This is a genomic window from Streptomyces sp. RPT161, from assembly GCF_027533845.1.
GTDB lineage: Bacteria > Actinomycetota > Actinomycetes > Streptomycetales > Streptomycetaceae > Streptantibioticus_A > Streptantibioticus_A silvisoli_A.
Genome location: NZ_JAPZVN010000001.1, coordinates 851,119 through 874,973, shown reverse-complemented (window position 1 = coordinate 874,973; position 23,855 = coordinate 851,119). Strand labels below are relative to the sequence as shown.

Below are 23,855 nucleotides of genomic sequence, written 5' to 3'. Positions count from 1 at the left end.
ACGTGCCGGAGGCGACCGTGGCCACCGTGGCGAGCGCCGACGCCGTGGGCGGTGTCAGGGGCGCGGTTGACGCGCACCTGGCGGCGGGGTACTTCCACGCCTACTCCGTCGTCGGCCTGGTAGCCGTCGTCGGCGTACTCTTCGTCGCCGTGGCGTTCGCGGCCGGACATCTGCTGCGGCCGGTGGCGCCGACGCGGGAGAAGATGCTGACGTACGAGTGCGGTGTCGACCCGGTCGGCGAGGGCTGGGCGCAGACCCAGATCCGCTACTACGTCTACTCCTTCCTCTACGTGATCTTCGCTGTGGACGCGATCTATCTGTTCCCGTGGGCGACGGTCTTCGCCGCACCCGGGTTCGGCGGCACCACGCTGGTGGAGATGTTCGTCTTCATCGGCTTCCTCGCCGTCGGGCTGCTGTACGCATGGAAGAAGGGCGTCCTGGAATGGACGTGACGCCGCAGACCACCCCCCTGCCGCTGCTGGAGCCCAGGCGGCTCGGCACGCTGGCCCGGCTGGCCCCCGAGCCGATGAAGGTGGTGCTCAACTGGGGCCGCCGCTACAGCCTGTGGGTCTTCAACTTCGGCCTGGCCTGCTGCGCGATCGAGTTCATCGCCGCGTCGATGGCCCGGCACGACTTCATCCGGCTCGGGGTCATCCCGTTCGCCCCCGGTCCCCGGCAGGCGGACCTGATGATCGTCTCCGGCACCGTGACCGACAAGATGGCGCCCGCGGTCAAGCGGCTCTACGAGCAGATGCCGGAACCGAAGTACGTCATCTCCTTCGGCGCCTGCTCCAACTGCGGCGGCCCGTACTGGGACTCGTACTCCGTCACCAAGGGCGTCGACCAGATCATCCCGGTCGACGTCTACGTGCCCGGCTGCCCGCCGCGGCCCGAGGCGCTGCTCCAGGGCATCCTCAAGCTCCAGGAGAAGATCGCCCGCGAGTCGCTCAGCGAGCGGTACGGGGACGGTGCGGGCGCCGGGCGGCCGTCGGCCGCCGCGTTGAGCAGCGGACTGGTGCCCGCGCCGCCCGCGCCCTCGGCGGACGCACCGGCCGGGGAGGGCGGCAGATGACCGCGTTCGACCGGCTGCCCGAGGCCGCCGCCGAGATCTTCGGCGCGGAGGCGACGGCGGAGGAGGCGTACGGCCTGCTCACCGTGGACGTCCCGGCCGCCTCGTGGATCGCCGCGCTGGTGACCGCCCGCGACGAGCTGGGCTGCACCTACTTCGACTGGCTGAGCGCGGTCGACGAGCCCGGTACCGGCTTCCTGGTCTGCGCGCACGTCGCCGCGCCCGGGCACGGCAGCGTCCGGCACCTCGTGCTGCGCACCACCGTGCCGCACGACGCGCCCGAACTGCCCACCGCCACCGGGGTCTACGCCGGTGCCGCCTGGCACGAGCGGGAGACGCACGAGATGTTCGGCGTCGGTTTCACCGGCCACCCGCACCTGGTTCCACTGCTGCTCCCCGACGGCTTCGAGGGGCATCCGCTGCGCAAGGACTTCGTTTTGGCGGCGCGGGTGGCCAAGCCCTGGCCGGGTGCGAAGGAGCCTGGGGAGCCCGCGGCGGGAGCCGCGCACGGGGGCCCGAAGCGGCGGCAGATGCTGCCGCCCGGCGTGCCCGACCCCAACGAGTGGGGACCGCTCAAGGGCCAACTCCCGCCCGCCCCGGCCCGGCCCGCCCGCGCGACCGCAGCCGGCGAGCGCCCGGCGCGGCGCACCCGCAGCGTCTCCGAGGGCTCGGCCAGCCAGGCGGCGGCCGCGGGTGCGGCCGCCGAGCGTCCGGCGCGGCGTGCCCGCAGCGTCTCCGAGGGGTCGGCCAGCCAGCGCGCTGTGGAGCCCTCGGCCGAGGGCGTGCCCGCCCCGGAGCGTCCGGCTGCGCGCAGGCGCACTTCCGACGCGCCGTGGAACCAGCCCCGGCAGGCCGCGGAACCGGCGAAGCCGGAGGCCGCGGAGCCGCAGTCCGCGCAGCCGGAGGCGCCGGAACCGGGGCCCGCCACGCCGGACGCGGCGCCGCGAACGGGTGCCGCCAAGCAGGGCGCGCCGGAACCGGAGGCTACGCGACCGGCCGCGCCGGAGCCGGGCGCCGCCGAACCGCGGCCTGGGACCGACACGGCCGAAGGCCCGAGCGACGAAGGAGGCGACACGCAGTGAACGGCACCCTTGACGTCATTTTGCGGTTGGTCGCCGTCCTGGTGGTCTTCCTGGTGCTGCCGCTGGTCGTCGGTCAGACCGAGCACAAGGTCATGGCCCATATGCAGGGCCGACTCGGTCCGATGTACGCGGGCGGCTTCCACGGCTGGGCACAACTCGTCGCGGACGGCGTGAAGTTCGCGCAGAAGGAAGACGTGGTTCCGGCGGGCGCCGACCGACGGATCTTCCAACTCGCCCCGGCGGTCTCCCTGTTGCCGTACCTGCTGGTGCTGATCGCCATCCCGGTCGGCCCGAACGGGTTCGTCGGGCAGGCCATCGACGCCGGGTTGTTCTTCGTGCTCGCCGTGATGGGCGTCGGCGTGCTGGGTTCCCTCATGGCGGGCTGGGCCTCGGCCAACAAGTTCTCCCTTCTGGGCGCCTTGCGGACCGCCGCCCAACTCATGGCCTACGAACTGCCGATGCTGCTCGCCGCGGGATCGGTCGCGATGGCGGCGGGTACGGTCTCACTGCCCGGGATCGTGCAGGCCTTCCACTGGTGGTGGATCCCCTGGCAGATCGTCGGCGGGCTGGTGTTCTTCACCGCGGGCCTCGCGGAACTGCAACGTCCGCCGTTCGACATGCCGGTCGCCGACTCCGAGATCATCTTCGGCGCCTACACCGAGTACACCGGACTGCGGTTCGCGCTGTTCCTGCTCGCCGAGTACGCGGGCATCGTCGTGCTGTGCGCGCTGACCACCGTGCTGTTCCTCGGCGGTTGGCACGGACCGCTGTCCGGCAGCCTCGGCTGGCTGTGGACCCTGGTGAAGACCGCGTTGCTCGCCTTCGTCGTCATCTGGCTGCGGGTGAGCTATCCACGGCTGCGTGAGGACCAGTTGCAGAAGCTCGCCTGGACCGTGCTGATCCCGCTCGCCCTCGCCCAGATCGCGCTCACCGGCATCGTCAAGGTGGTGATCTCATGAGCGAGCCAATCATGGAAAGGTGCGTCCTGGGCGATTGCCGCACCGAGCGAAGCGAGGTGCTCGCATGAGTCCCGTTCCCGGACACGGGCTGGCCAAGGGGCTGGCCGTCACCCTGCGGACGATGACCCGTCGCTCGGTCACCCACCAGTACCCGGACGCTGCGCCGCAACTGCCGCCGCGCAGCCGCGGGGTGATCGCGCTGTTCGAGGAGAACTGCACGGTCTGCATGCTGTGCGCCCGCGAGTGCCCGGACTGGTGCATCTACATCGACTCCCACAAGGAGACGGTGCCGCCCGCCGCGCCCGGCGGACGGGAGCGCAGTCGCAACGTCCTGGACCGCTTCGCCATCGACTTCTCGCTGTGCATGTACTGCGGTATCTGCATCGAGGTCTGTCCTTTCGACGCGCTGTTCTGGTCGCCGGAGTTCGAGTACGCCGAGACCGACATCCGGGAGCTGACCCACGAGCGGGACAAGCTCCGCCAGTGGATGTGGACGGTGCCGACTCCGCCCGCCCTCGACCCCGGTGCCGAGGAGCCGAAGGAGATCGCCGCCGCCCGCAAGACGGCGGAGAAGCTGGCCGCCGCGCAGGAGGCCGCCCAGGAGACGGAGCCACGGGAGGGCGACGCATGACCCTCGCCGTAGGACACCCCGGCTTCATGTCGCCGTCGGGGGTGGAGATCGCCTTCGTGCTCGTCGGGATCGCCACGCTCGGCGCGGCCCTGGTCACCGTGACCACCAGGCAACTGGTGCACGCGGCGCTGTGGTTGGTGGTGGCACTGGGTGGACTCGCCATCGAGTACCTGCTGCTGACCGCCGAGTTCATCGCCTGGGTACAGGTGTTGATCTATGTCGGTTCCGTGGTCGTCCTCCTTCTGTTCGGGCTGATGCTCACCAGGGCCCCCATCGGCCGCTCCCCGGACGCCGATTCCGGCAACGGCTGGGTGGCTCTCGCCGTGGCCGTGGCCGCCGCGGCCACGCTGGTGTGGGTGGTCGTGGACGCGTTCCGCTCGACCTGGATCGACCTGGGTGGCGCCGCCCAGGGATCGACCAAGGTGACCGGCACGGTCCTCTTCCGGCACTGGGTGCTGCCGTTCGAGGCGCTGTCCGTACTGCTGCTGGCCGCGCTCGTCGGCGCGATCGTGCTGTCCAAGCAGGGCGCCCCGGCCAGGCGTGCCGCCTCGGCCAAGCTCGGAGCGCTGTCCGGGCTCGGTGCGCTGTCCAAGCGGAAGACCGGGGAGAGCTGATGCACCTCGCCTATCCGGCCGTCCTCGCCGTCCTCCTGTTCTGCGTCGGCCTGTACGGGGTCCTCGCCCGGCGCAACGCGATCCTTGTCCTGATGTCCGTCGAGCTGATGCTCAACGCCGTCAACCTCAACCTCGTGGCCTTCGACGTCTGGCTCCGCGACACCCTGCACGCGGGCCAGGCGCTCACCCTGTTCACCATCACCATCGCCGCCGCGGAGATCGGCATCGGCCTGGCGATCGTGCTGCTCGTCTACCGCAACCGGGGCACCTCGGACGTGGACAAGCTCACCGATCTGGCCGACACCGGGACCCTTCCCGACGCTGGCTCCGCCAGCATCGCACCCCCCACTGACAATCCCGCCGACACCGCCGCTGAGCAGGCACTTCGCGCCAGGGAGCAGACCGCGTGACCCTGACGACCCTCGCCGCCCTCGTCCCCCTCCTACCGTTCCTGGGCGCCGCCGCCGGGCTGCTGCTGGGCCGCCGGGCGCCCGGCTTCGTACGGCCGCTGGCGGTGCTGCCCACGCTCGCCGCGTTCGTCCTCGCCGCGCTGGTGGCGGTACGCCAGGGCACCGGCCCGGCGACCGACGCGGGCACCCGGCTCACCCCGACCGGCTCCGTCCCCATCGACCTGGCGCTGCACCTCGACGGCTTCTCGGTGCTGATCGCGGTGCTGGTGGGGCTGGTGGCGACCTGCGTGCAGATCTACTCCACCGGCTATCTGCGCGACGATCCGCGCTATCCGTCGTACGCGGCCCTGGTCTCGCTGTTCACGGCGGCGATGCTGCTGGTCGTCTACTCGGGCGACCTGATGGTGCTGCTGGTCGGCTGGGAGGTCATGGGCATCTGCTCGTACTTCCTGGTCGGGCACTACTGGGAGACCCCGCAGGCCCGATCGGCGTCGATCAAGGCGTTCCTGGTCACCAAGCTCGGCGACGTGCCGTTCCTGATCGGCATCTTCGCGCTCGCCGCGGACGCGGGGACGTTCCGGATCAACGGAATCCTCACCGCGGCCGCAGGCGGGCAACTGCACCACCCCACGCTGATCGCGCTGCTGCTGCTCGGCGGCGTGGCGGGCAAGTCCGCGCAGTTCCCGCTGCACACCTGGCTGCCGGACGCGATGGCGGGCCCCACCCCGGTCTCCGCGCTGATCCACGCGGCCACCATGGTCGCGGCCGGTGTCTACTTCATCGCCCGGCTGCTGCCGGTCTTCGCGCTGTCCGCCGCCGCGCTGGCCGTACTGGCGGCCATGGCCGCGGTCACCATGATCGGCTCGGCGCTCGCAGCGCTGGCGCAGGACGACATCAAGCGCGTCCTGGCGTACTCCACCATCGGGCAGCTCGGCTACATGACCGGTGCGCTGGCCGTCGGCGACCGTAGCGCCGCCGTCTTCCACCTGCTCAGCCACGGTGCGTTCAAGGCCCTGCTGTTCCTCGGCGCGGGCGTACTGATCCACGCCGCGGGCACCAACTCGCTGGCCGCCATGTCCCGGATGCGCGACCTGCGCGACCGGGTGCCGGACGCGATGTGGACGTTCACCGTCGCGCTGGCCGCGCTGGCCGCGCTGCCGCCGTTCTCCGGGTTCTTCTCCAAGGAGTCCGTGCTGCGCGCCGCCGAACACGCCGCGGGCGGCCACCAGCCGCACGTACCGGTGGCGGTCGGCTGGACGGTACTCATCGCGGGCCTGGCTACCGCCCTGCTCACCGCGGCCTACGCGACCCGGCTGTATCTGCTGGCCTTCCGCGGCAGCGGCGGTCAGGCCCCGGAGGCGCACCGGCAGCCGGTGGTGATGAACGCGGTGCTGTGGGTGCTGGCGATCCCCGCACTGGCCCTGGGTGTGACCGTCGGCGCGCTGCCGAAGTGGTTCGACGGCACGCCGCTCACCCCCACCCTGACCACCTCGATCGTCGGGCTCGGCCTGGCACTGGTCGGAGTCGCGGTCACCAGCGCGGCCTGGCGGGTCACCGCGGCGCGCCGCGCTCCGCTCGCCGTGATCACCGATGTCGAGCCCGAACCCGGCGCCACCGAGGCGGTCGCCATCGCCACCCATGAGCGGACGTACGGCGACATCGCCGCCGCCCCCGACCCCGCCGACCCGGGCCGACTGCTCCTCGGCCCGCTGCACCGGCACGCGGCACACGGCTTCCACCTCGACGCCGTGTACTCGGCGCTGTTCGTCCGTCCCGTGCTCGCCGCGGCCAGCCTTGTCCGCTTCCTCGACCGCGAGGTCGTCGAGACGTACGTACAGGGCGCAGGAGCCACCCCCCGGCTGCTGGGCGCGGTGGTCCGCCGCGCACAGACCGGCAATGTGCAGACCTACCTCAGCGCACTGCTCGCCGGCGCCGTCGTCCTCGCCGTCCTCGTCGCCACCGGAGCCTGAGCCGTGAACGACACCGCCTTGCAGTACGCCCTCGTGGCGCTGGTCGTCCTGCCCCTGCTGGGCGCGATCGGCGCCCTGCTGCCCGCCCCGCCCGGGCTCAAGGGCCGCGACCCCGACCAGGCCGTGCTACGGCACGGCGTGTCCGTCACCGGTGCGGTACTGCTGCTGTCGATCATGCTGGCGGCCGGGTTCGACTACGGCCACTCGGCGCGTATGCAGGGCACCACCGACCTCAGCTGGATTCCGGCGCTGCACATCCGTATCCACCTCGGGGTGGACGGCGTCTCGCTTCCGCTGATCGTCCTCACCGCGCTGCTGACCTTCCTGTGCGCTCTGCACGCCTACTTCAAGATGCCCGAGGGGCCCACCCCCAAGGCGTTCGTCGCACTCCTCCTCGTCCTGGAGGCCGGCACCCTGGGCACCTTCGCGGTGCTCGACCTGATGCTGTTCTTCCTGGCGTTCGAGATGGTGCTCATCCCGATGTACTTCCTCATCGCCCGGTGGGGCGGCGAGGGCTCGCCCGTCTCCGGCCACCACCCTTCTGAGGAAGCGCTTCGCGCCCGTTCCCGGGTGGACCGCGCCGCCTTCCGGTTCATCCTCTACACGCTGCTCGGCTCCGTCGTCATGCTGCTGGGCCTGCTGTTGATCGGGCTCAAGGCAGGCACCTTCGACATGGTGGCACTGGCCACTGACAACGGCTCGAAGCTCAGCCACAGCACCCAGATCATCGCGGTGCTCGCCATCGGCCTCGGCCTGGCCGTCAAGGCACCGATGTGGCCGCTGCACAGTTGGTTGCCGGACGCCCACACCGCCGCGCCCACCACCGGTTCGGTACTGCTCGCCGGTGTGCTGCTGAAGATGGGCACCTACGGACTGGTGCGGATCGTGCTGCCGATCGCACCGCAGGGCGCGCACTTCTTCGCGCCGTATCTGGCCGCGTTCGCCGTCGTCGGCATCCTCTACGGTTCGCTGGCCTGCCTGGCGCTCGGCCGCAAGGGCAGCGGGGGCGACCTCAAGCGGCTGATCGCCTACTCCTCCGTCGGCCACATGGGCTTCGTGCTGCTCGGCATCGCGACGCTCACCCCGACCGGGGTCAACGGCGCGCTGTTCGCCAACATCGCCCACGGTCTGATCACCGGCCTGCTGTTCTTCCTGGTCGGCGCGGTCAAGGAGCGCTACGGCAGCACCGACCTGGACCAGCTCGCGGGTGACGGCGGCGCCGCGCTCTACGGCACCGCGCCACGCCTGGGCGGGCTGCTCGCCTTCGGCGCCGTCGCCTCGCTCGGGCTGCCGGGGCTGGCCGGGTTCTGGGGCGAGATGCTCGCCATGTTCGGCTCCTTCCACCCGGCGGCGGGGCTCAGCCGCCCGGCGTATCTGACGTTCATGGCGCTGGCCGCCTTCGGCACCCTGCTCACCGCCGCCTATCTGCTCGGCGTGGTGCGCCGGGTGTGCATGGGCGACCGCGGTGCAGAGACCGTGCGGCTGGCCGACGTACGCGGCTTCGAGTTCGCCACGTGGTCCCCGCTGGTCGCGCTCACCGTCCTGGCGGGCCTGTGGCCCGCCGCGCTCCTCGGCCTCACCGACCCGGCCGTACGCACCCTGCTGGGAGGCCACTGATGACCGAACTCGCCGGAGGGCTGGTCCAGTCCGTCGACTGGCTCGCGGTCGCCCCGCCCACGATCCTGGCGGTCGTCGCGCTGGCCGTGCTGGTCGCCGACCTGTTCACCGACGAGGCACGCAAACCGCTGCTCGGCTGGGCCGCGGTGGGCGGGTTGGTCCTGGCGGGACTGGCGTTGCTGCCGCTGCTCAACGGCGACCGGAGCACCTTCTGCCTCACCACCGGTGCGCACAACTGCAGTTACGTGGCGGATCACTTCACGCTGGCCATCCAACTCCTGGTGATCGGCGGCGCGTTGCTGACCGCGCTGCTGTCGCTGCACAACCAGGACCGGCTGCCGCCAGGGGAGTTCTGGTTCCTGCTGCTGTCCTCCGCGGCGGGCGCCGCGCTGCTGCCCGCCTCCCGTGACCTGGCGACCCTGGTGGTGGCGCTTGAGGTCGTCTCGCTGCCGTCGTTCGCACTGGTCGGACTGCGGCGCGGGGACCGGCTGTCCAGCGAGGCCGCGCTGAAGTTCTTCCTGTCCTCGGTCACGGCGACGGCCGTGATGCTGCTGGGCGTGAGCTTCGTCTACGCGGCCACCGGCACCCTGCACCTGACCGCGGTGGCCGACGGGCTCAGCCACGCGCCCGCACAACTGGCCACCCTCGCCAGGACCGGCGCGGTGCTCACTTTGGTGGGCTTCGCGTTCAAACTCGCCGTCGCGCCCTTCCACTTCTGGGTGCCGGACACCTATGCGGGGGCGCCGCTTCCGGTCGCCGCGTACCTGTCGGTGGTGGGCAAGGCCGCGGGCTTCTCCGGGCTGATCCTGGTGACGGTCATCGGCTTCCGGCCGTACGGGGACGTGTGGGGTCCGGCGCTCGCCGTGCTCGCCGCGCTCACCATGAGCGTGGGGAACGTGGCCGCCCTGCGCCAGCGTCCTGAACAGGCGCGCAGCGCGGTGCGGCTGCTGGCCTGGTCCTCGATCGGCCAGGCGGGCTATCTGCTGGTCCCGCTGGCCGCCGCGGGCTACGTCAGCGACCAGGGCCACCAGATCGGCGCGACGGTGTCGTACGCGCTGATGTACGCGGTGGTGAACCTAGGCGCGTTCGGGGTCGCGGCGCTGGTGCTGCGCTCCCACGCGCTGAACCGTATCGCCGACTACCGCGCCCTGTACGCCAGGCGACCGCTCGCCGCCCTGGCGCTGGCGTTCTTCCTGCTCTGCCTGGCCGGGTTGCCGCCGGGGATCATCGGGCTGTTCGCCAAGGTCGTGGTCTTCTCCTCGGCGGTCGACGCCGGTCTGGGCTGGCTCGCGGTGATCATGGCGGTCAACGTGGTGATCGCGCTCTACTACTACCTGCGCTGGACGGCCCTGCTGTTCGCACGGCCCGAGCCGGCCGCCGGAGAGGCGGCGCCGGTGGTGCGCGCTCCGGCCTCCCTCACGGCCGCCATCGCGGCCGCCGCGGTGGTCGGCGTCGCGCTGTCCGGTGCGCCCCAACTGGTGCTGCGGTTCGCCTCCGGCTCGCTGTTCTAGGTCCCGCGTGAGGTTCACCCGTAAGGGGACGGCAGACGGGAGGCCCCCGGGGAACCGGGGGCTTCCGCGTGGCGTTGACCAGTACGGGAGGGTCCACTGGAGGGTGGAAGGAGAGTTCCCGCCGCACGTCTTGGAGGGCTACCGTGCACCGCCGGCACAACGGGCTGAAGACCGCCGTACTCCTCGGGGGACTGTCCGCGCTCATCATCATCGTGGGCAGCTTCTTCGGGCGAACCGGCCTGGTCGTCGCCGTACTCGTGGCGCTGGGCACCAACGCGTACGCGTACTGGAACAGTGACAAGCTCGCCCTGCGGTCGATGCGGGCCCGCCCGGTCAGCGAGTTCGAGGCGCCCGCGCTGTACCGCATGGTCCGCGAACTGTCGACCGCCGCCCGGCAGCCCATGCCCCGGCTGTACATCTCCCCGACCGAGGCCCCCAACGCCTTCGCCACCGGCCGCAACCCGCGCAACGCCGCCGTCTGCTGCACGGAGGGCATCCTGCGGATCCTGGACGAGCGCGAGTTGCGCGGTGTCATCGGCCATGAGCTCAGCCATGTCTACAACCGCGACATCCTGATCTCGTCGGTCGCCGGAGCGCTCGCCTCCGTGGTGATGTTCCTCGTCAACTTCGCCTGGCTGATCCCGATCGGCCGCTCCGAGGACGACGAGGGCCCCGGCATCGTCGGCATGCTCCTGATGATGATCCTGGGCCCGCTCGCGGCCTCCTTGATCCAGCTCGCGGTCAGCCGTTCCCGGGAGTACGAGGCGGACGCCTCGGGCGCCCGGCTCACCGGCGACCCCCTCGCCCTGGCCTCCGCGCTGCACAAGCTGGAGATCGGCACCCAGCAGCTTCCGCTGCCGCCGGAGCCGCGGCTGGAGACCACCAGCCACATGATGATCGCCAACCCGTTCCGTGCCGCGGACGCGTCCAAGCTGTTCTCCACTCACCCGCCGATGGCGGAGCGCATCGCCCGCCTGGAGGAAATGGCCGGAGGTCGCCGGTGAAGACCCTGCTCAACATCATCTGGCTGCTGCTCTGCGGCATCTGGATGGCCATCGGCTACGCGGTGGCCGGACTCGTGATGCTGGTGTTGATCATCACGATCCCGTGGGGCATCGCCGCGTTCCGCATCGCGGGCTTCGCGCTGTGGCCCTTCGGCCGTACCACGGTGGTACGGCGGGACGCGGGCGTCGGCTCGTTCCTCGGCAACCTGGTGTGGCTGATCCTCGCCGGACTCTGGCTGGCCATCGGCCACATCGTCACCGGCATCGCGCTGTGCCTCACGATCATCGGCATCCCGCTGGGCATCGCCAACTTCAAGCTGATCCCGATCTCCCTGATGCCCCTGGGCCGCGAGGTCGTCCCCACCGACCGCCCCTTCGCCACCCGCTGAGGCCTCACCGCGGTTGCGGTGAGGCCTCTGGGGGCAGCGCTCAGCGGTAGTTGACGAACTGGAGCGCGAAGTCCAGGTCCTTGCCCTTCAGGAGGGCGATGACGGCCTGGAGGTCGTCGCGGCTCTTGGAGCTGACGCGGAGTTCGTCGCCCTGGACCTGGGCCTTGACGCCCTTCGGGCCCTCGTCGCGGATGATCTTGGCGACCTTCTTGGCGTTCTCCTGTGAGATCCCCTCCTCCAGGGAGGCGATGATCTTGTACTCCTTGCCGGACGCCTGCGGGTCGCCCGCCTTCAGTGCCTTCAGCGAGATCCCGCGCTTGACCAGCTTGGACTGGAAGATGTCGAGGACCGCCTTGACCCGCTCCTCGCCGCTGGCGCGCATCTCGATCTTCTCGCCCGACCATGCGATCGAGGCGTCGACGCCCTTGAAGTCGTAGCGCTGCGAGATCTCCTTGACGGCCTGGTTGAGGGCGTTGTCGACCTCCTGCCGCTCGACCTTTGAGACGATGTCGAAACTGGAGTCGGCCATGTTCAGTTGGCTCCTTGCGTCGGATGCTCGGGGGAACGGACCGGGGACGAGCGGGCGCACACCACCGGTGCGGACCACACGCCGCGCGCCCGGGCCGTACCCGCAAGGGTAGCCATCGCCACCCGCCGCGGTGCTGATCAACCGGGTGGCGGACCACCCCCGGTCATCAGGTATCGTTTACGTCGTTGCCACGGAGTTCCGCGCGAGCGGGGTCCGAGCAACGACTTTCCTGGCGGTGTGCCCGAGCGGCCAAAGGGAGCAGACTGTAAATCTGTCGGCTTACGCCTACGCAGGTTCGAACCCTGCCGCCGCCACATGGAAGAAACGGCCCCTGGCCCGCGGAAGCGCGGGTCGGGGGCCGTTGCGTTTTCGGGTGCGGGGTGTCGCCGGTCGGGCGGCGCGGGCGCGCGGGTCTCGGGGGAGTGCGGCGACCACGTACGGGTGAACGTGGTCCGTACTTGATGTGCCGACCACGGGTGGCGGGGAGACCTGGACGGCAGACTCTGAGGACAGGCGTGGCTTTGCCGGAGATGTGGCATTTGTCGGTTCTTCGGTGCTGAGCGGCGCCGTTGTCAGGCCCACTGCCCCTCTGGAGGTCCTGAGTTGAAGAACCGTCGGATGCCTGCGCCGCGCGCAGCCCTGTTCGGTGCGGCGGCCGCCGCTCTCATGGCTGTGACGCTCGCCCCGCAGCACGCCAGTGCGTCACCCGCCCCCGCCCCGAATCCCGTCTCCGCAGTTCAGGCCGCACATCTGGCCACCACCCTGGCCGCGAAGCTGAAGGGCGCCGCGGCCGGTTCCTACTACGACGCCGCGACGCGGCGGCTCGTGGTCAACGTCCTCGACAACGGCTCCGCCGCCACCGTGCGCGACGCCGGCGCCGTACCGAAGCTGGTGCGCAACTCGCAGGCCCGGCTGGAGGCCGACCGCGCGGTGCTCGACGCCCAGGCCGCCATTCCCGGCACCGCATGGGCCGAGGACCCACGGGTCAACCAGGTGGTGGTGACCGCCGACCGCACGGTCTCGGCCACGGACATGGTGAGGCTGACCGCGGTCGCCAGGTCGCTCGGCGACGGGGTGGCGGTACGCAGAACGTCGGCGCAGCTCAGACCGCTGATCGCGGGCGGCGACGCGATCTGGGGCAGCACCGCGCGCTGCTCGCTCGGGTTCAACGTCGTCAAGGGCGGCCAGCCGTACTTCCTGACCGCCGGGCACTGCGGCAACGCCGTCAGCAGCTGGTCCGCGACCCAGAACGGCCCGCAGATGGCGGTCACCGAGGCGTCCACCTTCCCCGGCCACGACTACGCGCTGGTGCGGTACACCGCCGCTGTCGGCCACCCCAGCGCGGTGGACCTCTACAGCGGCGGAACACAGCCCATCACCCAGTCCGCCGACGCCATCACCGGCGAGTCGGTCCAGCGCAGCGGCTCCACCACCGGTGTGCACTCCGGCCGTGTCACCGGTCTGAACGCCACGGTCAACTACTCGGAAGGCCAGGTCAACGGACTGATCCAGACCGATGTGTGCGCCGAGCCGGGCGACTCCGGCGGCCCGCTGTTCGACGGCGCCAGCGCTCTGGGGCTCACCTCGGGCGGCAGCGGCAACTGCACCACGGGCGGTGAGACCTTCTACCAGCCGGTACCGCAGGCCCTCCAGGCGTTCGGGGCACAGCTCCCCTGACTCCCGGCCGCGCGCCGTCGCGGTGGACGGCTTGAGCCGCCGCGACGGCGCTAACCGACGGTCGGTACGCGGGCGGGGGTACGCGGCACCCGGGCGGGCGCTCGGCGGCGTACCGTCCGGCGGCGGTACCACCCGGCGAGTTCCTGGGCGCCCGCCGCGGCGGTGGCCGCCGCCAGCAGCAGGTAGAAGACGACGAGCTTGCGCAGGTCGTCCAGGAAGTACCAGATCGCCGAAGTGGCGGTGAGCCAGAAGGCGACCACCGCGAAGGCGGCGTCACCGCGGACACGGGCCGCGCGGGCGAGGCAGACGGCGGAGGCCATCGCCAGCATCAGGGCGATGCTGGCGTACGAGCTGTCCCACCCGAGGTTCGCCCGCCGTAGCTCGGAGTTGACCGCGACGGCCTCGGCCACCGGCCCCCAGGCGACCACGCAGGACAGCCGGGGTGATACCGGTAGCGCGGCAAGTCCCAACAGGCCCGCCGCCACGGCGACTTGACCGAAGTGCGCGGTCTCCACCGTCTGCGCACGGGCGCACAGGAACGACAGTACGCACCCGACCAGCGCCAACGCACCCGCGCTGGAAGGCCGCAGCGCGTGCCTGAGCCGTTTACCGGCGCTGAACCCGGGTTCTGGTACGGGATTTCGAGCCGCCTCCTGAACAGGTGCCCGCGCCGGTACGGCCGCCTCCTGCTCGGGCGCCGGCACCGGTACGGGAGCCGCCGCCTGGTCGACCGCATCCGTCAGTGCGGCCCGCATGGACTCCGCATCGGCGAAACGATCCGCCGGATCCTTGCGCAGCGCCCGTGCGATCACCGCCTCCACCGCCGGCGGCACCTCGGCGCGCAGCCGGGAGACCGGCACCGGCTCGGCGTACACATGCTGGTGCATCACGGCGAACGGCGAGTCGGCCCGGAACGGCGGTGCCCCGGTGAGCAGTTCGTACAGCAGGCAACCCATGGCGTACAGGTCCGCCCGGTGGTCGATCTCGCCGCCGCTGATCTGCTCGGGTGAGAGGTACGCGGGCGTGCCGGGCGCGGCGCCGCTGCCCGTGAGCCGGGTGGCGGCCTCGGTGAGCGCCTTGGCGATGCCGAAGTCGAGGACCTTCACCGTGGTGGGGCCGGTGAGCATGATGTTCGACGGCTTGATGTCCCGATGCACGATGCCGTGTTGATGGCTGTGCCCCAGGGCGTCGAGCACCTCGCCGGCCAGGGTGACCGCCCGGCTGATCGGGAGCGGCCCGGCGCGCAGCGCCTCGGCGAGGGTGCCGCCCGGCACGTACTCCATGACCAGGTACGGCCGCGGACCCTCGGGGTCCGGTTCCTCTGCGACGTCGTGGATGGTGGCCACCGCGGAGTGGTTCAGCGCCGCCACGGCGTGCGCCTCGCGCTGGAACCTCGCCCGCGACTCCGGGTGGTGGGCCAGCTCCGCGGACATCAGCTTGATGGCCACCGTGCGCCGCAGCCGGTGGTCCACGGCACGGTGGACCGTGCCCATGCCGCCCTGACCGAGCCGCTCGACCAGCTCGTAGCGCCCGCCGAGCATCGCGTCCCGCCCCACCCGCTCCTCCTCGCTCCAGCGGCTTTGCGTGCAGCTTACGTTGCGTTCGAGTGGCACCCGGAGGCGCGCCGTGGGGTGCGGACATGGCACCGCCCCCGGCCGGTGAATCCGGTCGGGGGCGGTGGTTTACCAGCGGATGACGCGGTTAATGCGCCGGGCTGCACTGGTAGAGGGTCTGTGCCGCGTTGGCCTCACCCATGCCGGGGAACCCGTTCGTGGCCGCCGCGGACGACTGCGTTCCGCCGTAGGCCGAGGCCGGTACCGGAGTGCAGCCGGACTTGACCCAGTTGGTGATCTGGGTGGTGCTCGTCGTACCGGCGTCGCTGTTGCCGAACATCGCGCCGATGCCCCGGCCGCTTCCGCTGACCAGCACGTACTTGAGCTTGCCGGAGTTCACCATCTGCTGGAACTGGCTCTCGGTGGGGAACGGCACCTGGCCGGTGAAACCGCCCAGCGGAAGCACGTCGGCGCCCTTGGCGAGGATGTACGGAGAGGCGCTGCTCCAGCTGGTGGTGGCGAACACGTACTGCGCGGAACCGCGGTGGGCGGTCGTGTAGTCCAGCAACTTCTGCTGCTGCGCGGTCAGTTGGCCGCTGCTGTCGCCGAATCCGCCCATGCCGCCTCCGTGCGTCGCGCCCTTGCCGGGGGCGCCGCCCGCCGCGCCGCCCCAAGGCAGCTGGCCCATCCGGCCACCCGCCAGCTTCGACTGGCCGTGGCCGCCGCCTCCGTGGCCCGTGCCGGACGGACCGACCGAGCCCATGCCGGAGCTGCCGTACGACGGGTTGAACACCTGCACCGCCCACGCGCTGGGCGCGAACAGCACCGCCGCCAGCGAGGCGGCGAGGCCCGCGAGGGCGAGCCGCCCACCGGACCGCACGCCGCCCGGGCGGGCCAGGACGAGCAGCACGACGGCGGCCACCGCGAGCACGCCCACGGCCGGCGCCAGCCACGGCAGGAAGGTCGGGAATCCGCTGGCTATGTACGCACCCCATGCGGCCGTCGCGGCGACCGCGCCGGGCAGCACCCAGGCGCGACGGCCACCGGCCCGGTACGCGCGCCACAGCAGCGTCATCCCGCCACCGGCGAGCGCCGCGAGCGGCACCGCGATCACGCCCATGTAGTACGTGTGGCCGCCGACGCTGCCCGCGCTGAAGACCAGGAAGTACGTGGCCAGCCAGGTGCCCCACATGACGAAGCCGATGCGGACCCGGTCCGTACGGGGCCTGCCGCGGCGCCACCACAGGCCGCAGACGACGGCGATGGCGGCCAGCGGGTAGAGCCAGCCGGTCTGCGAGGCGAGCGACGAGCCGAACATCTTCGACCAGCCGTTCTGGTCGCCGCCCCAGCCGCCGCCTCCGCCGCCGCCACGGCCCTGCTGGCCCCCGTGCCCGGCGGCCGACTGCTGCCCGGCCGACTGCTGAGCGGCACCCCCGGTCCCCTGCCCGGAACCGGAAGCCGAACCGGAACCGAAGTGCTGACCCGGGGCGGAGGCGCCGTTGAAGCCGCCCTGACGGTGGTGGGCGCCGGAACCGTGGTGGCCCGCGCCCGAGTGCTGGCCCATGCCTGAGGTGCCGGGCAGGCCGGGCGCGGTCGCCCCGGACTGGCCGCCGCCGCGGCCCGCGCCGGACTGGCCGCCTGCGCCCTGGGCCGCGTTCCGGCCCGCGCCGGGGGCGCCGGTCGCGCCGTGCTGGCCGCCGCCGTGGCCGCCGCCCTGTGTGGCGCTGATGCTGCCGGTGGAGGCGGCGCTGATGCCCAGCGACGAAAAGCGGTTCAGGAAGTTGTAGCCCACGACCATGCTGAAAGCGGAGTTGTTCGTGGTGCCGTCCACATAGGGCCGGTCCTTGGCCGGGGTGAGGGTGACGGCGAGCATCCACGAGCAGGAGACCGCGGCCATCACGAGGGCGGACAGTCCGATGTGCGCCAGCCGCTTCCGCAGCGCGATCGGCGCCGAGATCAGATACACCAGCGCCAGCGCGGGCAGCACCGCCCACGCCTCCAGCATCTTGGACTGGAAGCCGACGCCGACCCAGACGCCCGCCATCACCAGCGGACGCAGCCGGCCCGCCTCCGCGGCCCGCTGGGTGGCCTCCGCCGCCAGCAGCACGCACAGGGTGAACAGCGGGTCCTCCACCGCGGTGCGGAACAGCCCCACGGCGACCGGCGTGACCAGGAAGGCCGTGCTGGCGATCAGCGCCGCGTTGACGCCGGCCCAGCGGCGGACCACCCGGTAAAGCACCAGGAGGCTGGCCACCCCCTCAATTACCTGAGGAAGCGTCAGCGCCCAGGGATGAAATCCGAAGATGCGGGCCGAAATGGCTTGCGGCCACAGGAATCCAGGCAATTTATCCAGCGTGATGGAATTGCCGGGATCGAAGGAGCCGTAGAAGAACGCCTTCCAGCTCTCGGTCATGCTGCGCGCGGCGTTCGCGTAGAACGTGTGGTACTGGCTGTGATTGATCCCCCACGCGTAGAGCACGGCGGCGAGCACGGTGATGACCAGCAGAGCCGGCCGCGCGTACGCGGGTTGGTCCACCGGCGATCTCCAGGGCGCGCGCCGGTCCGCGCCGGTGGGGACGGTCGGGTCGAGGACTGTTGTAGCCATGTACGGCAGTCTTCGTCACCCGCGGGCGTCCTCTGTGCCAATGCGGCCGTATTCAAGGAACTTCTCATCGGACCAAGAAGAAGCTTTGAAAAGACCTGGGGCTGCCTTTAATCGGCACCCGGCGTTCATTACACATGGCGAACATTTCGGCACGCCGGGTAGATGCACAGCGAATGCACAGGGAGTCCATGGAAAGGGTCAGTGCGCGGCCGCCGCCTTGACCGCCTCCGCGATCGGCACCGGGCCGCCTATCAGCTCCAGGGTGCGGCCCGCCGTACGCGGCTCGTCCAGCAGCGCGGCCAGTACCGCCGCCACGTCGTCCCTGGGCACCGAGCCGGGACCGGTCCGTTCCGCGAGCGTGACATGGCCGGTCCCGGGATCGTCGGTGAGCCGGCCGGGGCGCAGTACGGTCCAGTCCAGGCCGGGCCTGGACCGTACGTCGTCGTCGGCCGCCGCCTTGGCCCGCAGGTACTCGGCGAAGACCAGGTCGGTTCCCGGGGGTGGCTCGCTGTCGGCGCCCATCGAGGAGACGATCAGATAGCGGCGTACCCCGGCCCGCTCCGCCGCGTCCGCGAACAGCACGGCAGCCGCGTGGTCCACCGTCCACTTGCGGGCCGCGCCGCTGCCCGGCCCGGCACCCGCGGCGAACACCGCGGCGTCGGCGCCTCGCAGATGAGCGGTCACCTCCTCGACGTCGGCCCGCTCCAGGTCGCAGACGACCGGATCGGCGCCGTTCGCCCGCAGGTCCTCGGCGTGGTCGGGATTGCGGATGATCCCGGCCACGCTGTCACCGCGCGCGGCCAGCAGGCGCTCCAGCCGCTGCGCGATCTTGCCATGTCCACCAGCGATCACGATGCGCATACTCACGACCGTACGCCCGGCCACCGACACCCGCCGCCGGAGCGAAAGCCCTTGTGCGCAAGACCAGTTCAGGCCGGGGTTCCGCCGCTGCGCGACTGCCTGGGCAGATCGAGTGCCGCCGTGGTCGCGCAGTCCGCGTACTCGCGCACCGCGCTGGTGCGCGAGACCACCCGGCCCCGGTGGATGACGATCCGGCTGTACCCGAGCGACAGCACCGCGTCGATCCGCTGCCCGCGCACCGCCAGCAGCTCCGCCGGAAAGCCCGCCTCGACCCGTACCTCGGGCAGTCCCAGCACCTCGCGCGCCCGCCCGCTCACCGCCTCGTACGCGGCCTGTGCCCCGCACTCGCCGTACGAGGCCAGCAGGAACGCGGCCTCCAGCGGATCGCCTCGGCCGACCGGATTGGCCGCGTCCCGCAGCGCGCCGCCACCCGCGGTGACCCGTACCCCTGCGGCGCGCAACAGGCGTGCGACCCCCGGCGCGTAGCCGCTGGACGCGCTGCCGGCGAGCGCCCCGCAACCGCCCTGCGGCAGGCAGGCCACCGAGATCCCGGCGGCGGCGAGCCGGGCGGCGGCCCGCTCGGCCGCCTCGCGCGGCAGCGCGGCGAGACCGGTGCACGGTCCGATGGTCACCCCGGGCCGCAGCCCGCCCGCCATCGCCGCCAGCCGCGCCAGCCGGGCCGGATCGCCGCCCTCGGTGTGCAGGTCGACCGCGCAGCCGAACTCGGCGGCCACCCCGAGCACCGCCTCCACGTAGCCGGTCGGATCGGGGTCCAGGTCCGGGTAGCCGCCGACCACGCCGGCGCCGGTCTTCACGGCGTCCCGCAGTACCGCGAGACCCTCCGCGCCCGCCATGCCGGTGAGCACCCGGGGCATCGCCACCGCGGTCAGCTCGACCAGGCCGCGCAGCGCCCGCCGGGACTCCAGGACGGCCTCCAGGGCGGTGAGGCCGCGCAGGTCGCCGACCCGCACATGGGTGCGCAAGGCGGTGGCACCATGGCCGAGTTGCAGCAGTGCGGCCTCGGTGACCCGGCGCTGTACGTCCTGCTGCGCCTCGCTCGGCGGTCCGGGGCAGTCGGCGGTGAGGGCCGAGTCCAGGTGCGCGTGGGGCTCGGCGGGGGCGGGCAGCAGCAGATAGCCGGCGAGGTCCACCCGGGTGCCGCCGGTGGCGTCCGGCGCGGCCAGGCTGCCCGCCGTGCCGACCGCCTCGATCCGGCCACCGCTGAGCCGTACGTCCACCACCCGCCCGTCGCCCAGCCGGGCGCCGCTGAGCAGCAGGGCGGGCGCGCGATCGTCCGGGGCGTCGTCGGTTTCCGGCCTTCCCTGGGGTTTGGGCTGGTGCGGCTGCGACGGCACGCTCTCGGTCATCGCGCTCCTCGGTGGGGGGCGGCGGGTCGGTGCGCAAGATCACGCGGAGTAACTGCGCAAGATCACGTGACATGAGCCTATGGGCCGTGAAGCGGCCGATCGCGCAGGAGGGGAATAGTCGTACCGGCGCTGTCGTACACGTTCGGCGTGCGTGTCGAGGAGTCGCTGGTGGGACGCCGTTCGCCCACGGGGTGCGGGTGGCCTCGCGGGGCACCGGTGACGGGGCGGCGACGGGTGGGGAGACGACAGGTTGTGGGGGCTCGATACGGATTTCACGTATCGCGGCGGAGCGTGTAATGTCTTCCTCGCTCGCCCCAATAGCTCAGTCGGCAGAGCGTCTCCATGGTAAGGAGAAGGTCTACGGTTCGATTCCGTATTGGGGCTCTGATGTGACGGCTGTCCCCGCCTCCGGCGGGGGGAACCGTTCATCACAGCGGCGTAGCTCAGTCGGTAGAGCAAGCGGCTCATAATCGCTGTGTCACCGGTTCAAGTCCGGTCGCCGCTACCCTGTGTAGCCGATTGCGGGATCGGTCCTTCAATCGGCTACTCTTGCTGCGTTAAATCCATCCGTCCGTCAAGGAGCACTCACGTGGCTGCCACCGACGTCCGCCCGAAGATCACGCTGGCCTGCGTGGAGTGCAAGGAGCGGAACTACATCACCAAGAAGAACCGGCGCAACGACCCGGACCGTCTTGAGATGAAGAAGCACTGCCCGCGCTGCAACGCGCACACCGCGCACCGCGAGACGCGCTGACCAAAACACCACCGTAAGGCCGCCCCCATGCCCGGGGGCGGCCTTACGGCGTTGAGCCGGTCCGAGCGCTCGCGCCACCGGCCGTACCGGACCGCACACCGGAGCACTGGAGGTGCCGATGCCGCTCGACCCGTCCTACGTCGGGCGTACGTACCCGCCCACCGAGGCCTACGAGGTGGGCCGGGAGAAGATCCGCGAGTTCGCCGAGGCGGTGGGCGACGCCAACCCCGCGTACTACGACGCCGACGCGGCCCGGGCGCTCGGGCACCCCGATGTGATCGCGCCGCCGACCTTCCCGTTCGCGTTGACCTACCGGGCCGCCGCCCAGGTGGTCAACGACCCCGAGCTGAGGCTCGACTTCAGCCGGGTCGTGCACGGCGACCAGAAGTTCGCCTACACCCGCCCGGTGCGGGCCGGCGACCGGCTCTCGGTGACGGTGAGCATCGAGGCGATCAAGTCGATGGCGGGCAACGACTTCCTGACGGTGCGCGGCGAGGTGTACGACGCGGACGGCGAGCACGTGGTGACGTCGCTGATGATGCTGGTCGTGCGCGCGGTCGAGGCGGAGTCCGCAGAGCAGAAGGTGGGGGGCTGACGTGGCCGCGAAGGTGCGTTACGACGAGGTCGAGGCCGGAACCGAACTGCCGCCGCTGACCATCCCGGTGACCCGCGCGACCCTGGTGCAGTACGCGGGCGCGTCCGGCGACTTCAACCCGATCCACTGGAACGAGAAGTTCGCCAGAGAGGTCGGACTGCCGGACGTGATCGCGCACGGCATGTTCACCATGGCGTCGGCGGCCCGGGTGGTCACCGACTGGGTGGGCGACCCGGGGGCGCTGGTCGAGTACGGGGTGCGGTTCACCAAGCCGGTCGTGGTGCCCAACGACGACAAGGGCGCGCTGATCGAGGTCCGCGGCAAGGTCGCGGCGAAGCTGGACGACGAGGAGCGCACCGTGCGCGTCGAGCTGACCGTGACGGCCGCCGGGCAGAAGGTGCTGGGGCAGTCGCGGGCCGTCGTCCGGCTCGGCTGACGGAGCGCCTCCCGCGCGGGGCTGGGATGGCCCGGGGCGAAGTACCGGGCCCCACCGCGCGGGTGGCGCATGCCGTTTGACGCGGAAGTTATTGAGTACTAACTTAGTCCGCATGGTGAACTCGGGACCCAGGATGTCGGCCGAGGAGCGGCGTGAGAGCGTCATCCGCGCGGCCGTCGTCGAGTTCGCCCGCACCGGCTACCACGGCACCTCGACCGAGGCGATCGCCCGCCGGGTGGGCGTCTCCCAGCCGTACCTCTTCCGCCTCTTCCCCGGTAAGCAGGCGCTGTTCCGCGCCGCCGCCGAACGCTGCTTCGACCGCACCGCGGAGACCTTCGAGGCGGCGGCGGCCGGAATGTCCGGGGCGGACGCGCTGGAGGCGATGGGGGAGGCGTACTCCCTGCTGATCCGCGACCGGGACGTGCTGATGCTCCAGATGCAGCTGTACACGGCGGCGGCCTCGGCCGAGGACCCGGAACTGGCCGACTTCATCCGGCGGCGCTGGACCGGGCTGTGGGACATCGTCCGCGGCCGCACCGGCGCCAGTGACGAGGAGCTGACCGGTTTCTTCGGGCACGGCATGTTGATCAACACCCTGCTTGCGCTCGGCATCCCGGTCGAGGACCGCTGCTGGAACGGCTTCGACGGCGCCTGCAAGGTGGCCGCCGCGGAGGTTTACGCGCAACAGCGCTGAGCCGAGGCCCTCCCCGCCGGGAGGGCTTTTTCATCACCGGACAACTTAGTGACTGCTAACTAAACTCAGGGGGAACCCATGGCACAACCAGGCACGTCCAGGGCCACCGCCATATGGGCACTGGTCGTCACCAGCGTCGCCGGATTCATGGCGGCGCTCGACAACCTCGTGGTCACCACGGCACTGCCCTCGATCCGCAAGGATCTCGGCGGCGGGCTCACCGACCTGGAGTGGACGGTGAGCGCCTACACGCTCACCTTCGCCGTACTGCTGATGTTCGGCGCCGCGCTCGGCGACCGCTTCGGACGCCGCCGGATGTTCGCCATCGGCCTGACGGTCTTCACCGCAGCCTCCGCCGCAGCCGCGCTGGCGCCCGGCATGGGGGAGCTGATCGCCGCCCGGGCGGTACAGGGCGTCGGGGCGGCGATGCTGCTGCCGCTCACCCTCACCCTGCTCTCGGCGGCTGTTCCGGCCGAGCGGCGCGGTACCGCGTTCGGCATCTGGGGCGCCGTCAACGGCCTCGCGGTGGCCACCGGCCCGCTGATCGGCGGCACCCTCACCGAGCACTTCTCCTGGCAGTGGATCTTCTGGCTGAACGTCCCGATCGGCCTGCTCCTGCTGCCGCTGGCGCTGCTGCGGCTGGGCGAGAGCCGCGGTCCCAACCCGCGGCTCGACCTGCCCGGCACCGTGCTCGCCAGCGCCGGCCTGTTCGGCATCGTCTACGGGCTGGTGCGCAGCCAGCCGGACGGTTGGACCAGCACCCCCGTGCTGACCGGGCTGATCGCCGGGCCGCTGGTACTGGCCGCGTTCGTCTGGTACGAACTGCGGGCCGCCAACCCGATGTTGCCGATGCGACTGTTCCGCAGCCGGGCCTTCAGCACCATCAACGTGGCGAGCCTGCTGATGTTCGTCGGCATGTTCGGATCGATCTTCCTGCTCAGCCAGTTCATGCAGGGCGTACAGGGCTACACGCCGGTCGAGGCCGGGGTGCGGATGCTGCCGTGGACCGGCATGCCGATGATCGTCGCTCCGCTCGCCGGGTTCGTCTCCGACCGGATCGGCGGCCGTCCCGTCGTCGCCGTCGGCCTGGCCCTACAGGCGGCCGGGTTGGCCCTCTTCGCACTCGTCGCCGCCACAAACGTGTCGTACGCCACGCTGATACCGGCGCTCGTGGTGAGCGGCACGGGGATGGCACTGTACTTCGCGCCCAGCTCCAACCTCGTCATGAGCAGCGTCCGACCCGACGAGCAGGGGATCGCCTCCGGCGCGAACAACGCGATGCGGGAGGTGGGCGGCTCGCTCGGGGTCGCCGTGCTGTCCTCCGTCTTCTCCTCCCAGGGCGGCTACACGTCCGCGCAGTCCTTTGTGGACGGCCTGACCCCCGCGCTGTGGGTGGGTGCGGCAGCGGTGGCGGTGGCCGCGGCGGTGGTGGCGCTTCCGGCGAGCCCGCGCCGGCGCGCGGTTGATCTGCCCAGCCACCCGCCGGTAGCCGTCTCCTGACCGCCCGGGTGCCTTTCCCGCCCGCCCT

The 23,855-nt window shown here is 71.5% G+C and carries 23 protein-coding genes and 3 tRNA genes; 21 read left to right on the top strand and 5 right to left on the bottom strand.

Going from position 1 to position 23,855, the window contains the following annotated elements; all coding sequences use genetic code 11:
* Positions 1 to 44 precede the first annotated feature (44 nt).
* The 12 genes from O5O46_RS04025 to O5O46_RS03970 all read left to right on the top strand — a co-directional run bounded on the left by O5O46_RS04025 (position 45) and on the right by O5O46_RS03970 (position 11,256).
* Complete coding sequence (locus tag O5O46_RS04025; protein ID WP_269853918.1) at positions 45 to 452, top strand: NADH-quinone oxidoreductase subunit A; 408 nt, start codon at positions 45 to 47, stop codon at positions 450 to 452.
* Positions 443 to 1,072: an NADH-quinone oxidoreductase subunit B gene (locus tag O5O46_RS04020; RefSeq protein WP_269853777.1), complete on the top strand. Its 630-nt coding sequence runs from the start codon at positions 443 to 445 to the stop codon at positions 1,070 to 1,072. The genes O5O46_RS04025 and O5O46_RS04020 overlap by 10 nt, the downstream gene beginning before the upstream one ends.
* Positions 1,069 to 2,151, top strand: a complete 1,083-nt coding sequence (locus O5O46_RS04015; protein ID WP_269853776.1) for an NADH-quinone oxidoreductase subunit C — start codon at positions 1,069 to 1,071, stop codon at positions 2,149 to 2,151. The genes O5O46_RS04020 and O5O46_RS04015 overlap by 4 nt, the downstream gene beginning before the upstream one ends.
* Entirely contained in the window at positions 2,148 to 3,110 is a 963-nt protein-coding gene (locus O5O46_RS04010; protein WP_269853775.1) for a complex I subunit 1/NuoH family protein, read from the top strand. The genes O5O46_RS04015 and O5O46_RS04010 overlap by 4 nt, the downstream gene beginning before the upstream one ends.
* 64 nt (positions 3,111 to 3,174) lie before the next feature.
* Complete coding sequence (locus O5O46_RS04005; RefSeq protein ID WP_269853774.1) at positions 3,175 to 3,741, top strand: NuoI/complex I 23 kDa subunit family protein; 567 nt, start codon at positions 3,175 to 3,177, stop codon at positions 3,739 to 3,741.
* Entirely contained in the window at positions 3,738 to 4,355 is a 618-nt protein-coding gene (locus O5O46_RS04000) for an NADH-quinone oxidoreductase subunit J family protein (protein ID WP_269853773.1), read from the top strand. Before O5O46_RS04005 ends, O5O46_RS04000 begins: the two co-directional genes overlap by 4 nt.
* The gene (nuoK, locus tag O5O46_RS03995) at positions 4,355 to 4,765 is read left to right on the top strand and encodes an NADH-quinone oxidoreductase subunit NuoK (RefSeq protein WP_269853772.1); all 411 of its coding nucleotides are present in this window, start codon (positions 4,355 to 4,357) and stop codon (positions 4,763 to 4,765) included. The genes O5O46_RS04000 and nuoK overlap by 1 nt, the downstream gene beginning before the upstream one ends.
* Positions 4,762 to 6,735, top strand: a complete 1,974-nt coding sequence (locus O5O46_RS03990) for an NADH-quinone oxidoreductase subunit 5 family protein (protein ID WP_269853771.1) — start codon at positions 4,762 to 4,764, stop codon at positions 6,733 to 6,735. Before nuoK ends, O5O46_RS03990 begins: the two co-directional genes overlap by 4 nt.
* Positions 6,736 to 6,738: 3 nt before the next feature.
* The gene (locus O5O46_RS03985) at positions 6,739 to 8,352 is read left to right on the top strand and encodes a complex I subunit 4 family protein (protein ID WP_269853770.1); all 1,614 of its coding nucleotides are present in this window, start codon (positions 6,739 to 6,741) and stop codon (positions 8,350 to 8,352) included.
* Positions 8,352 to 9,863 (top strand): NADH-quinone oxidoreductase subunit N, encoded by a 1,512-nt coding sequence (locus O5O46_RS03980; RefSeq protein WP_269853769.1) that lies wholly within the window; start codon positions 8,352 to 8,354, stop codon positions 9,861 to 9,863. The genes O5O46_RS03985 and O5O46_RS03980 overlap by 1 nt, the downstream gene beginning before the upstream one ends.
* Positions 9,864 to 10,006: 143 nt before the next feature.
* Entirely contained in the window at positions 10,007 to 10,867 is an 861-nt protein-coding gene (gene htpX, locus O5O46_RS03975) for a zinc metalloprotease HtpX (RefSeq protein WP_269853768.1), read from the top strand.
* Entirely contained in the window at positions 10,864 to 11,256 is a 393-nt protein-coding gene (locus O5O46_RS03970) for a YccF domain-containing protein (protein WP_269853767.1), read from the top strand. Before htpX ends, O5O46_RS03970 begins: the two co-directional genes overlap by 4 nt.
* Before the next feature lie 40 nt (positions 11,257 to 11,296).
* Here O5O46_RS03970 and O5O46_RS03965 read toward each other — a convergent pair whose 3' ends face one another.
* The gene (locus tag O5O46_RS03965) at positions 11,297 to 11,785 is read right to left on the bottom strand and encodes a YajQ family cyclic di-GMP-binding protein (RefSeq protein ID WP_269853766.1); all 489 of its coding nucleotides are present in this window, start codon (positions 11,783 to 11,785) and stop codon (positions 11,297 to 11,299) included.
* Between the two features lie 231 nt (positions 11,786 to 12,016).
* On the opposite strand from O5O46_RS03965, the gene O5O46_RS03960 reads away from it, so the two are divergent.
* Positions 12,017 to 12,099, top strand: a tRNA-Tyr gene (locus tag O5O46_RS03960).
* 289 nt (positions 12,100 to 12,388) lie between these two features.
* The gene (locus O5O46_RS03955) at positions 12,389 to 13,462 is read left to right on the top strand and encodes a S1 family peptidase (RefSeq protein WP_443072371.1); all 1,074 of its coding nucleotides are present in this window, start codon (positions 12,389 to 12,391) and stop codon (positions 13,460 to 13,462) included.
* Positions 13,463 to 13,512: 50 nt separating this feature from the next.
* On the opposite strand, the gene O5O46_RS03950 is transcribed toward O5O46_RS03955, so the two are convergent.
* The 4 genes from O5O46_RS03950 to O5O46_RS03935 form a co-directional block, all read right to left on the bottom strand.
* Complete coding sequence (locus O5O46_RS03950; protein ID WP_269853764.1) at positions 13,513 to 15,018, bottom strand: protein kinase domain-containing protein; 1,506 nt, start codon at positions 15,016 to 15,018, stop codon at positions 13,513 to 13,515.
* A gap of 145 nt (positions 15,019 to 15,163) precedes the next feature.
* On the bottom strand, positions 15,164 to 17,620 hold the full coding sequence (locus O5O46_RS03945) for an ArnT family glycosyltransferase (protein ID WP_269853763.1): 2,457 nt from the start codon (positions 17,618 to 17,620) through the stop codon (positions 15,164 to 15,166).
* Between the two features lie 198 nt (positions 17,621 to 17,818).
* Entirely contained in the window at positions 17,819 to 18,481 is a 663-nt protein-coding gene (locus tag O5O46_RS03940) for an SDR family oxidoreductase (RefSeq protein ID WP_269853762.1), read from the bottom strand.
* A gap of 68 nt (positions 18,482 to 18,549) precedes the next feature.
* A complete protein-coding gene (locus O5O46_RS03935) occupies positions 18,550 to 19,848 on the bottom strand; it encodes a hydrolase (protein WP_269853761.1) in 1,299 nt (432 codons plus the stop codon).
* A 311-nt stretch (positions 19,849 to 20,159) separates the two neighbouring features.
* On the opposite strand from O5O46_RS03935, the gene O5O46_RS03930 reads away from it, so the two are divergent.
* The 7 genes from O5O46_RS03930 (at position 20,160) to O5O46_RS03900 (ending at position 23,827) form a co-directional block, all read left to right on the top strand.
* Positions 20,160 to 20,232, top strand: a tRNA-Thr gene (locus O5O46_RS03930).
* Positions 20,233 to 20,280: 48 nt separating this feature from the next.
* A tRNA-Met gene (locus O5O46_RS03925) sits at positions 20,281 to 20,353 on the top strand.
* An 84-nt stretch (positions 20,354 to 20,437) separates the two neighbouring features.
* Positions 20,438 to 20,602 carry a 50S ribosomal protein L33 gene (gene rpmG, locus O5O46_RS03920; protein WP_004571794.1) on the top strand — a complete coding sequence of 55 codons (165 nt, stop codon included), beginning with the start codon at positions 20,438 to 20,440 and terminating at the stop codon, positions 20,600 to 20,602.
* A gap of 118 nt (positions 20,603 to 20,720) precedes the next feature.
* Positions 20,721 to 21,197, top strand: a complete 477-nt coding sequence (locus O5O46_RS03915; protein ID WP_269853760.1) for a MaoC family dehydratase N-terminal domain-containing protein — start codon at positions 20,721 to 20,723, stop codon at positions 21,195 to 21,197.
* A 1-nt stretch (position 21,198) separates the two neighbouring features.
* Positions 21,199 to 21,633 (top strand): MaoC family dehydratase, encoded by a 435-nt coding sequence (locus O5O46_RS03910; protein ID WP_269853759.1) that lies wholly within the window; start codon positions 21,199 to 21,201, stop codon positions 21,631 to 21,633.
* 112 nt (positions 21,634 to 21,745) lie between these two features.
* Positions 21,746 to 22,327, top strand: a complete 582-nt coding sequence (locus O5O46_RS03905) for a TetR/AcrR family transcriptional regulator (RefSeq protein WP_269853758.1) — start codon at positions 21,746 to 21,748, stop codon at positions 22,325 to 22,327.
* Positions 22,328 to 22,405: 78 nt separating this feature from the next.
* Positions 22,406 to 23,827, top strand: coding sequence for an MFS transporter (locus O5O46_RS03900; protein WP_269853757.1), 1,422 nt, complete (start codon positions 22,406 to 22,408; stop codon positions 23,825 to 23,827).
* Positions 23,828 to 23,855 lie beyond the last annotated feature (28 nt).